Annotated in this window: 13 protein-coding genes; 8 read left to right on the plus strand and 5 right to left on the minus strand. The window is 42.9% G+C overall.

Features of this window, described 5'->3' with window-relative positions:
- Nucleotides 1–249: 249 nt before the first annotated feature.
- From V7K40_RS12505 to V7K40_RS12515, 3 genes are all read left to right on the plus strand, one after another.
- A complete protein-coding gene (locus V7K40_RS12505; protein ID WP_273768161.1) occupies nt 250–936 on the plus strand; it encodes a response regulator transcription factor in 687 nt (228 codons plus the stop codon).
- Between the two features lie 163 nt (nt 937–1,099).
- Nucleotides 1,100–1,624 carry a DUF192 domain-containing protein gene (locus V7K40_RS12510; RefSeq protein ID WP_334959935.1) on the plus strand — a complete coding sequence of 175 codons (525 nt, stop codon included), beginning with the start codon at nt 1,100–1,102 and terminating at the stop codon, nt 1,622–1,624.
- 491 nt (nt 1,625–2,115) lie between these two features.
- Nucleotides 2,116–2,343, plus strand: a complete 228-nt coding sequence (locus tag V7K40_RS12515) for a DUF2949 domain-containing protein (RefSeq protein ID WP_012410503.1) — start codon at nt 2,116–2,118, stop codon at nt 2,341–2,343.
- Nucleotides 2,344–2,878: 535 nt separating this feature from the next.
- Here the strand turns inward: V7K40_RS12515 and V7K40_RS12520 are convergent.
- The gene (locus tag V7K40_RS12520; RefSeq protein WP_298921281.1) at nt 2,879–4,033 is read right to left on the minus strand and encodes an alanine--glyoxylate aminotransferase family protein; all 1,155 of its coding nucleotides are present in this window, start codon (nt 4,031–4,033) and stop codon (nt 2,879–2,881) included.
- Between the two features lie 611 nt (nt 4,034–4,644).
- On the opposite strand from V7K40_RS12520, the gene V7K40_RS12525 reads away from it, so the two are divergent.
- From V7K40_RS12525 to V7K40_RS12535, 3 genes are all read left to right on the plus strand, one after another.
- The gene (locus tag V7K40_RS12525; RefSeq protein ID WP_334959937.1) at nt 4,645–4,782 is read left to right on the plus strand and encodes a hypothetical protein; all 138 of its coding nucleotides are present in this window, start codon (nt 4,645–4,647) and stop codon (nt 4,780–4,782) included.
- Nucleotides 4,783–5,650: 868 nt separating this feature from the next.
- Complete coding sequence (locus V7K40_RS12530; RefSeq protein ID WP_334959939.1) at nt 5,651–5,890, plus strand: hypothetical protein; 240 nt, start codon at nt 5,651–5,653, stop codon at nt 5,888–5,890.
- Between the two features lie 14 nt (nt 5,891–5,904).
- A complete protein-coding gene (locus V7K40_RS12535; RefSeq protein ID WP_334959941.1) occupies nt 5,905–6,453 on the plus strand; it encodes a hypothetical protein in 549 nt (182 codons plus the stop codon).
- A 65-nt stretch (nt 6,454–6,518) separates the two neighbouring features.
- Here V7K40_RS12535 and leuS read toward each other — a convergent pair whose 3' ends face one another.
- Nucleotides 6,519–9,137: a leucine--tRNA ligase gene (gene leuS / locus V7K40_RS12540; protein ID WP_334960005.1), complete on the minus strand. Its 2,619-nt coding sequence runs from the start codon at nt 9,135–9,137 to the stop codon at nt 6,519–6,521.
- 171 nt (nt 9,138–9,308) lie between these two features.
- Between leuS and V7K40_RS12545 the strand changes: the two genes are divergently transcribed.
- On the plus strand, nt 9,309–9,764 hold the full coding sequence (locus V7K40_RS12545) for a gamma-glutamylcyclotransferase (RefSeq protein ID WP_334959943.1): 456 nt from the start codon (nt 9,309–9,311) through the stop codon (nt 9,762–9,764).
- A 13-nt stretch (nt 9,765–9,777) separates the two neighbouring features.
- Here V7K40_RS12545 and V7K40_RS12550 read toward each other — a convergent pair whose 3' ends face one another.
- From V7K40_RS12550 to V7K40_RS12560, 3 genes are all read right to left on the minus strand, one after another.
- Nucleotides 9,778–10,392 (minus strand): zf-HC2 domain-containing protein, encoded by a 615-nt coding sequence (locus V7K40_RS12550; protein ID WP_334959945.1) that lies wholly within the window; start codon nt 10,390–10,392, stop codon nt 9,778–9,780.
- Between the two features lie 156 nt (nt 10,393–10,548).
- Nucleotides 10,549–11,205, minus strand: a complete 657-nt coding sequence (locus tag V7K40_RS12555) for a sigma-70 family RNA polymerase sigma factor (RefSeq protein ID WP_334959947.1) — start codon at nt 11,203–11,205, stop codon at nt 10,549–10,551.
- 368 nt (nt 11,206–11,573) lie between these two features.
- Nucleotides 11,574–11,726, minus strand: a complete 153-nt coding sequence (locus tag V7K40_RS12560) for a hypothetical protein (protein ID WP_334959949.1) — start codon at nt 11,724–11,726, stop codon at nt 11,574–11,576.
- Between the two features lie 279 nt (nt 11,727–12,005).
- Between V7K40_RS12560 and V7K40_RS12565 the strand changes: the two genes are divergently transcribed.
- Nucleotides 12,006–12,977 (plus strand): L,D-transpeptidase, encoded by a 972-nt coding sequence (locus V7K40_RS12565; protein ID WP_334959951.1) that lies wholly within the window; start codon nt 12,006–12,008, stop codon nt 12,975–12,977.
- Nucleotides 12,978–13,012 lie beyond the last annotated feature (35 nt).

Consider the following 13,012-nt stretch of genomic DNA (forward strand, 5'->3'; position numbering starts at 1 on the left):
TTGCCATGCCCCATGCTCAATTTGCTGATTTCCTTCCAGAATTACTGGTATGGAGATGGTATTTGGAGTTAGTTATTAAGATTGCATCCGAGAATTCGATGGCTGACACCTGAACGTGCTAAAAGATCCTTAGCCGCGTGTCAAATCAGGATTGCTCCATCACTACAAACTCGTAATTGCACTTCTAACTGATGTAAAGATTTTCACTGGAATATCTTTACAATCCCAAATCCAATATCCCAAATTGTTATGACAGTTGCTCAAAGTCCCTGTGTTTTGGTGATTGAAACCGATGAGAGCCTAGCAAATCAGCTTTCTTGCGATTTGCAAGAAGCCGGCTATGAATCAATTTTGGCTCATGATGCGACGAGTGGTTTGCAACACTGCCGCGATCGCCAGCCTGCTTTAATTGTTTTAGACCGGATGTTAGCAGGTGAATCAGGACTCTCATTGTGTAAAAATCTGAGAAGCACTGGTATGCGATCGCCTGTATTGATTTTAATGGCAAGGGATACAGTCGATGATCGTGTAGCTTGTCTAGAAGCTGGAGCCGATGATTATATCCTCAAGCCTTACCGCTCAGAAGACTTTTTAAAGTTAATTCGCCTCTACTTAAAACCTGATTTAGATACCACGGAGCAATTACGCTTTGGGGATCTGATTTTAGACATCGCAACTCGCCGTGCTATACACAGCGGACGGGCAATTGACTTGACAATGAAGGAATTTGAATTATTAAAATTCTTAATGGAACATCCCCGTGAGGTATTAACCCGTGAACAAATTTTAGAAAATGTTTGGGGTTACGACTTTCTAGGTGAGTCGAATGTAATTGAAGTGTACATCCGCTACTTGCGCCTAAAAATTGAAGATGAAGGTCAAAAGCGCCTTATTCAGACAGTGCGAGGTGTAGGGTACGTTTTAAGAGAATCCTAGTACACTGTGGTGGAAGTTTGCCTATCTTTAACAAGGAGATTCGTTGCCGCATTCCCAGTCTCAAACTGGGAATACACATTTGGGGGCTGCTGCCTCCCACCCCAACGGTTTCCGCCTACAACACTGTAAAATTGAAATCTAAATTACAAAATCAAAAAGAATTATGACTCGTTGGCTAGGTATGCTCTCGATGTTACTGAGTATTTTTCTGATCGGCTGTTCTGTGCCAACAACAGCTAAACCTCCCACCCTCACGTCTGGTTCTCAAACTCCAGCACCAGAGAATTTAGGTCAAACACTACCAATTTCTGCAAAAGCCATTGTTTCTAATGGCACAACGATTCAGCTAGAAGTGGCGCAGACGTCAGAACAGCAAGCGAAGGGATTGATGTATCGACCAGCTTTGCCAGATAACCGAGGGATGCTGTTTGGGTTCCCTTCAGCACAACCAGTCAGTTTTTGGATGAAGAATGTACCTGTGGCTTTGGATATGGTATTTCTACATAAGGGTGTAGTTAAATATATTCAGGCAGCTGCACCTCCTTGTGCAAGTGAGCCTTGTCCTACCTATGGCCCCAATACACCAATCGATAAGGTGATTGAACTTCGCTCTGGAAGAGCTGCCGAATTGAAGTTGAAAGTGGGCGATATTGTCAAAATTGAGTTTAGAAACTCCGGCGGTTTGTGAGGATAAAGATTTTGGTGGTTGCTCTGTTCAGAGCCTATACTATCGAAATATATGTTTTTTTTGTAAAAAATGTCACGTATTGTGGTAAAACAGTCATCTGTAACGCTACTATTTAAAAACTGTGATAATAATGTAAAATTCTACTGTCTCCAAGCTCAAATCGCAGTTTTTAGGTTTGGTTGCAAAAATATTCCCTTCGGCGTAAATGTAAATAGTCGCCAATAAGAGAATATAGGCTATGGAATCTTTGTTACTACATGTGTAATTAAATAAAGCATAAAAGTAAACAAGATTGAGTCAATTTAACTAAGTAAAAATACTGCTCGATAATCGAGCAGATGATTTGTACTGAAATTTCTATTTCTCAGACCCTGTATGAAAAGCCTTTCTTTAAGGCAGATTAAATAACTGTGTTGGGGTGTATAGCCGATAACGGCACAGTGACAGATGAAATATTGGCTACTGGCTACCGAGCAATGGTGAACTGATATATGACAATACATTCTGCACAAGGAGGTGAGATACAAATGTCACCATCAAAATATTCTCGACTTATTCATTTCTTGCAAGAAGATTTGGCAATTTCCACAGCATCGCTAGCGGTCGCGCTTCGGCATCGGGAGCAAGATCCAGGTCCTTTGGCAATGATTCTTTGGCAGTATGGGTTAATTACTCTAGAGCAGTTAGAACAAATTTATGATTGGCTGGAGACAGCGTAGATCATACCGATTTTGGATTTTGGATTTTGGATTTTGAATTTTAGTAAAGCAGCGCAGTTTTCTCCCTACAGCCCTTCTCTTAAAGGAGATGGTCTTGCGTTCGGGCATCCTACGGCAGGCGCTAGTGTCTCCCTTGGGAGAAGGGGAGACGCTAGCGCATACGTAGTGTTAACGAGTTAGACGCTTGCGGACTAGCTAACCCTGTGCTACTGAGCGTCAGGGATTAGAAGTCTCTACCAAAAGGCTGTTACCGGAATCTCAAACAATGCTATTTATGCCAATTTAGGATCATACTAAGTTACCAAAGTTAGTATTGTTTAGTGTCAAATACGCTGTGCGACTGTCTCCGGAGTAAATAATACTATCTTGGGCAAGTTGGTATCATCTAGGAGAATTGAAGCTTGTCAGATCAACTCTACCTTGTGTAAAGGTTGATATATAGGTCTATTGACTGTAGCGGTTTCTACTCATTTACATCCAAATCAAAAGAGCGAGTTGATAATTTAACTTGCTCTTTTGATTTAGTGCTCAGTACTCAGGACTGACTAAACACTCTAACTGCTGCCGCTATACCAGATCCAGGGGTGAAGTCTTCGTAGCCAAGTTCTCTTAGGGTAACTTCTAAGGATGCTATACAGCTAAGGATATCGCGATCGCTCACAAAACCCAAGTGACCAATGCGGAAAATTTTGTTACTCAAATGGTCTTGACCGCCTGCTAGGGCAATATCAAAGCGTTTTTTCATCAATGACCGAATCTTATCCGGTTCAATTCCCTGCGGTGCTACAGCCGTAATCGCCGGACTGGCGGAACTATCTGCTGCAAGCAGGGGTAAATTTAATCCTTGAATGGCGGCGCGGGTAGCATTCTTGAGCCGTTCGTGTCGAGCAAATATTGACTCCAAGCCTTCCTCTTTCATGATTCGCAACGTGGTATGCAGCGCTACGATCAAGTTCACAGGCGGAGTAAATGGAGTTGTATTTTTGGCTGTGGCTTTCCGATATTTGCCTAAATCCAAATAATATTTCGGTAGCTTCGCAGTTTTGTAAGCTTCCCAAGCTTTGGGGCTGACAGAGACAAAACCCAATCCCGGCGGAATCATATAACCTTTTTGGGAACCGGAGGCGACTATATCCAAACCCCAAGCATCCACAGGTAGATTGAACGCACCCAAGCTAGTCACGGCATCAACGATAATTAAAGCTTCACCGTGTTCTTTGACATGGCGGTTGATGGTTTCTAGGTCATTCAACACACCCGTTGAGGTTTCGCTGTGAGTAATGATTACGGCTTTAATTTGCTTTTGGGTATCTGCTTGGAGTTTTTCGGCAAATACCTCTGGAACTAAAGGTTTTCCCCATTCAACCTTAACTTCTTCTACATTCAAACCGTAGGCTTGACCGATTTCTACCCAGCGTTCGCCAAATTTACCGTTAGAACCAACCAAAATGCGATCGCCTGGAGAGAGAAAATTAATTATTCCAGCTTCTACAGCACCTGTACCACTGACATTCAGCGTCAGCACATCACTTTGAGTTTGGTGCAGCCACTTGAGGTTTTCCGTCACCTCTGCCAATATGTTGCTAAATTCACTAGTGCGGTGCCCAATCGGATGCTTGGCTAATGCCAGTAAGGCAGCTTCTGGCACCGGGGTTGGGCCAGGAATCATCAGCATCAGCTTATCGTTCATGTGTCTATCCTAAAGTTAAATAGAAGTCAAAATTGTGGGAAGTTGGTTCAGTCTGGTAGCAAATTCTAGATATTCATTTACAAATTACACTCAGTTTGTCACCAGTCTTGTTGTATATTTTCCGAATCCATAGGAAAAGTATCGTGGGAGTTATTGATCGGTAAGTTTGACCTTTGCAATTTATATGAGACTCCAACTCAGATGAAACCTCTGTTCCAGGCAATTTTACCACACACCTAGATGCCAGGTTAAGGCGTCTGCTCGTAGGGGAGTGGCTATTTTAGCCAAGGGCGAAGCGTCTATCTAGACTTTTACAATTTTAGGCACAGGTATGAGAAATTCTTAAATCTTACCTATAATCCGCCTCTGTTGTTTTTATTGAAACACGCAAAATCGTTTTGAATATCGCGGGAATTGTCAGTGAAAAAGCTATGTTTTGCTTCAACGAAGGAAGTAACCTCCTACACTATGCGGAAGACTAGGATGTCACCGTTTGCTAAGAGATAGAAGATACCTAACCCAAACTTTTCAATCTGCTTGGATCGAAGATTTGTTATTGGATTGCCATTCTCTAAAGAATACCTCCATCTATAAAGGAGGTAACGATTTATTTGAGTCCAAATCGCTTCAAGGCTAATATCCAAGACTTCTCTGGCTTACTCGATGGCGATTCATTTGCCGCTGAAGTTGAGATATTTATGCTACTAATTCCTGCACATTGTGAATCGGTACTCAGTGGTAGGCAATAGGTACGGCGGGCTACGCCTACGCTAATAAACTATAAGTTTTTATACTATACTTACAAAATTGCTACAGTTGTGCTTAGTCTTGTTAGTTACCATTCATAGTGAGTCGTTTTTAACTAGTGTCAGTTCATAAACTGTCACTCATTAGATCCCCGGTTTTCTTGCAAAAGAGATATTCTTAGTTAGTGCAAGGAGTGATACCATTTCACCACATGTTTGTCACAAGTTATCCCCGCAATACTCCCTGTCAAGGGAGTGTTGCAGATTTAAAATGTTGCATCAAACGAGTGAGTTGGTATAAGCTTTTACGAAGAAGCGCTTGAGTGAGCAAAACTCTCAAGCGCTTTTTCGTGTATAAATAAAACAGTCCTACTTTCTGGACGCTCATATAGATGTTATTAAATACACATATATTAGAGAAAGAAACTACTGTTACAATACTTCTTGCAACAAATGTTTCATGGCTTTAACATTCCTACAGAAGAATTAAAAAGTAATTCCTATAAGACTCATCCAGGCAGAGCAGATAAACTAGCAAGACGCGCCATATACGCTCTGGAAATGCACAATAACAACAGTACCGAGAAAGCCTACAAGTGGTATATTAATTAGACTGCTATCCAATGTCTCACAGGTAGCAAGCCTGCCACAATTAAAGAAATTCTACAGACTTGATCACTACAACGCCAAACACGATCTAAATCCTTACGATAACCGCAAAGGCAATGGTTGCAAAATTGATTTAGAAATCGATTTAGTAGCACTTCTACGAAACGGGCAAAAATTGATTTAGCAATGTGTACTCTCCGTCTAATACCAAGTTGTAATAGATGGTATTATTATTTAGAGGAAGTAAAATCGGTGTACAGCGATGCCTCGTACTCGGATGAATATCTTTCCTCATTTGGATTATGCAGAGTTGACCCAACGCTACCGTCGTTGTCGAGACGTAAAAGAACGCAGCCGATGGTTAGTCATTCGTCTGTTGAGCCGACCAGAAAAACCAATGAAAGTAGAGCAAGTAGCTGAAATTACAGGTAGGAGATGTCGGGATAGATCGAATTCGGTCTACCACTCTCTCAATATACAAAGTCCATTGCTCAGGCATTAGGAAGAACAAACACGATGAAAAAAGTTATTTTGGGGTTCTTACCTTGGATCATTTATTCTGTGTTGGCAAACAGAGGGGAGAGTGGTATCCTCCACGGGGCAATTATTGCACTCGTCCTGACGTTCATTCTTGGACGTGAAAATTTACGTAAAGGCTTCATTTTAGATTGGTGTACGGTTGTCTTTTTTGCCTTCGTTCTAGTTGTGGGTGTTTACTTGCGGCATCCTTTCATTACGCAACATCCAGGACTTTTTGCTGACGGTGCCTTGGCAGTGATTGCGATTGGTTCCTTACTCGTGGGTATCCCATTTACGATTCAGTATGCCCGTGAGCAAATTACTCAAGAACATTGGAATAGTCCTATTTTTATTCGCGTGAATCAGATTCTTACCCTGACCTGGGGGATTGCCTTTGCGCTGAGTGCATTGATCAGTTGGCTGCTGCCACTCAACGTTTCTACGATTCTACACATAGTCCTGGTTGCGATCGCCATCTTGATGACGATACGCTTCCCCGCTTGGTATCGCAATCGGGCATTAAAAAATAGGAGTACAGAGTTATGAATTCAGATGTGATTTAGCAATGGTTGGTCAGTATCAACGCCTACCGTGTTCTCTTCCCTCTACTCTTAACTGACTACAAAATTCACTAACTTCCCAGGCACCACAATTACCTTTTTAATCTCTTTGCCTTCGATGTAACGCTGGGCAACTTCTGATTCACGGGCGTACTTCTCCAACGCTGCTTTATCTGCTTGCGCTGGTACTTGAATCGCGCCGCGAGTTTTACCCATAATCTGAATCACTAAAGTGATTTCATCAGCTACTAAAGCAGCTGGGTCAAATGATGGCCAAGTTTGAGTGTGAACTGAATCAGTTTCACCCAATAAATGCCATAATTCATCAGCAATGTGTGGTGCAAATGGTGCTAGCAATACTACCAAAGTCCGAATCCCTTCTGCGTAAATTGGTGAATTTTTGCCGCTGGCATCCGTTAAAGCATTACTCAACTTCATCAATTCTGAAATAGCTGTGTTGAATTGATATTCACCTTCAACATCTTCTGTCACCGCCTGAATAGCCGTGTGAATCGCCCGCCGCAATTCCTTTTCCGCCTTAGTTAAATCAGATTGGGGTTGCTTACGGGATACCCCAGTCGCAACATAATCTGTCACCAAACGCCAAACCCGATTTAAAAAGCGGAATTGTCCTTCCACATCAGCTTCATCCCATTCCAGGTCTTTTTCTGGTGGCGCTTTGAACAAGATGAACATTCGCGCTGTGTCTACACCGTATTTGGCAATTACATCTTCTGGCGCTACACCGTTACCCTTTGACTTAGACATTGTGGCATAGAGACGTTGTAATGGTTCGCCTGTCTGAGGGTCACGAGGGTCGGCTGAATTTACTAGATTAGAAGGAACCCACTTATCTTTACCGCCCTTATTGGGATTTAGGTAAGTTAAACCCTGTACCATACCTTGAGTTAACAGGCGTTGGAAGGGTTCATCAAAGTTCAGTAACCCTCTGTCCCGCAACACTTTAGTAAAGAACCGCGAATATAACAAATGTAAAATCGCGTGTTCAATCCCACCTACATACTGATCTACTGGCATCCAGTCATTAATTTTACTGGAATCAAAAACCTGTCGTTCATTCTTAGCGTCAGGGAAGCGCAAGAAATACCAGGAGGAATCAATAAAAGTATCCATCGTGTCAGTTTCCCGCTTTGCTGAAGTGCCACAAGTCGGACAAGGCACATTTACCCAGCTTTCTAACTGACTTAAAGGTGAACCGCCACGTCCAGAAAATTCCACCTCTTCTGGCAACTGAACTGGCAAATCTTTATCAGGCACTGGCACTATCCCACAGTTAGGACAGTGAATTACAGGTATCGGTGCGCCCCAGTAACGTTGCCGCGAAATTAACCAATCCCGCAAGCGATATTGCACCCGCACTTTACCAAAACCTTGTTGTTCGGCGTATTCAATTATGGCTTGTTTAGCATCTGCCGAAGCCATACCAGTAAAAGCCCCAGAATTAATTAAAATTCCTGGTTCAGTGTATGCCTGGTTATATTCAATTTGGATGAGTTGTGTGACTTCATCTATCTCTGATGTTGGACTTAAGTCAAAACCTGCAACATCATCTGGGGAAGCTATGACAAAATCAATTGGCAAATCGTAATTTTTGGCAAACTTAAAATCCCGGACATCGTGTGCTGGTACTCCCATCACTGCCCCAGTGCCATACTCATATAGCACATAGTCAGCAATCCAAATGGGCACTTCTTCTGCTGTAAACGGGTTAATTGCGACCCCACCTGTGGGGATACCCCGCTTAGGTTTGTCTTCAGCAGTCCGTTCCAACTCACTTTGATTGGAAACCTCTTTAATAAAGGCTTCTACCGCTGCTTGTTGTTCTTTTGTGGTGACGCGCTTTGTTAAGGGATGTTCTGGTGCTAACACTAAGTAGCTGACACCATAAACGGTATCTGGACGTGTGGTGTAGACGCCGATTTTTTCATCTATCCCAATGATCGGAAATTCTAAGTAAGCGCCTGTAGATTTACCAATCCAGTTTGCCTGCATCAACTTGACGCGTTCCGGCCAACCTGTCAATTTATCTAAGTCATTCAGCAATTCTTCGGCGTAGTCAGTAATCTTAAAAAACCACTGCCGCAATAATTTGCGCTCAACTATTGCCCCACTGCGCCAAGAACGTCCTTCGTTATCAACTTGCTCATTTGCCAGTACAGTTTGGTCAATGGGGTCCCAGTTTACTGCTGCTTCTTTTTGATAAGCTAACCCCGCTTGCAAAAACTGCAAGAAAATCCATTGCGTCCACTTGTAATAATCCGGTGAACAGGTAGCAAGTTCACATTCCCAGTCGATGGATAAACCAAGACGCTGCAATTGCTGCCGCATCTGGGCAATATTCTGATAAGTCCACTTTGCTGGCGGCACACCACGGTCAATAGCGGCATTTTCTGCCGGCAACCCAAAGGCATCCCAACCCATAGGGTGTATTACCCGATAGCCTTGCATTCGCTTGAGGCGGGCAATCACATCGGTAATCGTATAATTACGGACGTGACCCATGTGTAGGCTGCCCGATGGATAAGGGAACATGGATAAAGCGTAAAATTTTGGCTTGTTGCTAGCTGTCGGTGTCTGATCTAAGCCAAGTTCTACCCATGTTTTTTGCCATTTTTCCTCAATTGCTGCTGGGTTATATCGGGAATCCACCAAAAAAATTCTCCTACTGGGTCTGTCTAGGTTAACCTGCTATGTCAACCTGCTAGGTTAACCTATATTGTAGGTCAACTACTCACAGATTTATATAATTGAGCATCAGCCTGATTATGCCCGAACTGCTAGTGTTTCAGGTATAGCAAGAGTCATTTGATGAAGGTTTAAATGGTTGAATCAAATATACAATTTTCCGATTTGGTGCGGGTTTTTGTCTACGGTACACTCAAACCAGGTGAAGCTAACTATAAAAAATACTGTGCTGACAAGATAATAGATGTTAAAAAAGCTTTTGTACAAGGTAAATTGTTTGCTCTGCCAATGGGCTACCCAGCAATGACGCTAGGGAATACCCAAGTTTACGGATATTTACTTTCTTTTTCCAACCCAAGGATTTTAAATGATTTGGATGTGCTGGAAGATTACCAGTCCACTAGACAATCACCAGAAAACCTCTATAATCGACAAATTATCCAGGTTTATCAGGCACAGTCGCTCTCTCTAGGTTGGGCTTGGGTTTATTTGATGACTCTAGACCAAGTAAACCAATTAGGAGGATTCCTCCAACCTGACGGCTGGTGGACAGACTGTGGTTTAACAGCAAAGTACAGTTATGATCTGTGAACTGTTAATGCAATTAGTTTATATCCTGTTTAGAGTCGTGCCGTTGCGGCTGTACCGGATAGATTGGATTTTCTGGAGAAGCTACTGCTGCTTTAGGAATTTCAATTACCGGGTTATTTAGTCCCACCATCAGCGGGGAAAGTGGAACCATAGACGCTGATGACGTTTGTATCGGTTCTATTTCTGGTCGTTGTGCCAGTTGCGGCGGACTCGAACCACCAGATACTAAGCCAGATACTGCACCGATTACACAAGCAGCAATGGCTGCACCTCCCACCATCCAGTTGAAACGGGAACGGCGGCGCAAACGTGTGAATACTTGCTGAACTGTTGCTTCTGGTGACTGTTGGGCTGTTGGCACTGGGAGAGTCCGCAAGCCTTGGCGCAGCTTTAAGAGTCGGGCATACAAGCATTGAACTGAGGCATCATTTGCCAGCCATTCTTCTACTTGCCTGCGTTCTGGGGCTGTGACTTCACCATCGAGATAAGCACTCAATAACTCGAAGCGATCGCGCTTCACCATATCCATAAGACCCGTTGATTCATTGGTATGCTTGGCCATTCCATCTGACAAATCTTGAGGAAGTTGCAAAGGAGAACGGTCGTAAAACTGAGAATCAGTAGTCATCTTAACATTATTACCAATTTAAACACGGGTAAACTGGACTTAAATTCGGAAAAATTAGCCAATTTTCCTCCTAAGGGCAGAGGCAATCTACATCTTTGTAGTAATTCTTAATCAATGCTTAAATTCTGCCATTGGGCAGAGGCAAGATGCTGTAAATTAGGAATCTAGATAATTCTGCAAGTGAGCTTGCAGCCTCGATCTAGCTCTGGCAATTCTTGATTTCACAGTTCCTAATGAAACTCCAGTGATTTCGGCAATTTCTTCGTATGCCATGCCTTCGATTTCTCTGAGGACAATGGTAGTACGAAAGACTTCTGGTAAATCCGCGATCGCTTCCCGCAATTGCTCGTAAAATTCTCTAGTTGTCAGTTCTTCTTCAGGACCTGGGGTATCGCCGGCGATTTCCCAATCCATCTCGCCGTCGTCTAACAAGCGGGGAGCATCCAGTGACAAAGGACTCATAACCCGCTTGCGTTTACGCAACTCATCATAAAACAAGTTGGTGGCAATGCGGCTTAACCAGCCCCGAAATTTAGCAGGCTCTTGTAATCGGTTAATATTCCGATAGACTCGAATCCAAACTTCTTGAGCCAAATCGGCTCTGTCAGCCCAATCTGGAGCCAGGTGGTATAGAACTTTATCAACTTGACTTTGATAGCGGCGTAATAGTTCTGCAAACGCAGCACGATTTGGTCGCAGTCCCGCTTGACAGCGCAAAATTAAATCGTGATTAGGGAGTTTGTCAACTTGCACTGATGCTTCTGGATACTTTGCATCAACCGTTGACCAGGATACAGTAATCGACTGACTCATAGATCGTACTGGCTCTAAATCATCCCTATCTATTAGACCTGCTAATGGGACAGAAGTTCCATGCTAAGGTGACGGATTTATGACTGGAACACTGAAGCATACAATTTTGGATACATTTATAGCAATAAAGAGAGGCACTTTTTCCTTATACTGTTCGCATAGTTGCCCTTGCACCCATCAACTAACAAAGGCGCAGCAATATGCACATTTTTGTAATTTTAGCAACTGGGTATATACGCTTGATAAAAATAATTAAATCTAGTTATAAGGATGAAGATAAAAATTTTGTAATTCTAACTTGTTGATACCTTTAAAATTCAGGCAATAATTTCTGGAAGTTGGCTTGCTGTGGTTACTATAATGGTGATTTATTTTTTTGATTTTATTACCAGAATAGTTGCTGATTGTTCTGGTCGTGAACCGTATGTAGCACCAGAGTTTTGTTGCTCTGGTACGCGAACTTGAAAAAAGCAATTGAGGGAAAATGTAATTGTGACTGCTAGCAATAGTTTTTCAAACATGGTTTTTCTCCCACCTACACCATTAATGATTGATTGCTACATTTCAAAAGTTCCACCAGAAAGTCCGAGTATTGGCTTACAACCCCCAGAATTTTGGAGGAATGAGGTTGGTCAGTTGAAGTTTTGCTGCTGGGACAATTTGCATAGTCTTAGTTTGCCCAGAGGTGTTGGCAGATTTATATCGGAAATGATAAGTATTGATAAATTTTTGATAATCGGATGATGAACACATCCAATTGCTCGGCTGGATATGTCAGGGATAAACAATAGGCGATGGCAATGGTAAGAAACGAATCTGTAGGGCGGATGGTAATGTTGCTCTGTTTTGGCACAGCATTTTTATCTTTAGCTGTCCATTGGCGCATTACTACGGCGGAACGGCAGTCTGAGAAGTCTGCATCTACTTCGATGCGGCGAGATTCTACCCTAACCAATCCTAAGGGAAGCCGCCCAGAGAAAGTCTACAAGAATGTTTCACAAGTGAGTTTAGGGGAAATTGCGCTGGGTGCATCTGTGCCAGTTGGTGAAGTTACCCAAGGCTCAACTCCTCAGAGGGCGTTTACACCAAAGTCCTCTGCTATTAAGCCTCAAACTAAATCGAAAATAATTAAGAAGAATGTAGCGAAAGCAACTGATAGACACACAATTGTTCGGAAGACGCCTACACTTAGGTCTGCTGCTATTAAGCCTCAAACTCAGCCTCAAATAATTAAGAATGATCTAGCTGAAGCAACCGACCTACCAACTAAGACGCGGCTGGTGGCGCAAGCAGAAAGACAAAATCCAGTTGGGGATAGTTGGCCAAAAGCTCTATGGTCTCAGGCTTCAGCCCAACAAATACCATCTAATAGGCTGGCTAATGCCAAGACGCAAGTAATGGTTGATTTAAGCGATCGCCGCACCTATGTATACGCAGGAGATGAGGTCATAGCCAGCTATCCAATTGCTGTAGGTAAGAAAGGTTGGGAAACGCCCACAGGTTCTTTCCAGGTGATCCACATGCGACACTATCCAATCTGGCGTCACCCGATTACTGGTAAAGTATTTCAGGCTGGTACGGATAGTCCTTTGGGAGACAGATGGATTGGTTTTTGGTCAGATGGAAGAAACGAAATTGGCTTTCATGGCACACCGGATATTGGCCTGGTAGGAACGGCTGTATCTCACGGCTGCTTAAGGATGCGTAATTCTGATGTCCGATTGTTGTATGAGCAAGTGAGTTTAGGGACAACAGTGTTAGTGCGTGATTGATTAATTAAGAGTCCTTTGTCCTTTGTCTAAAACTC

It is taken from the genome of Nostoc sp., from assembly GCF_036917195.1.
Lineage (GTDB): Bacteria > Cyanobacteriota > Cyanobacteriia > Cyanobacteriales > Nostocaceae > Nostoc.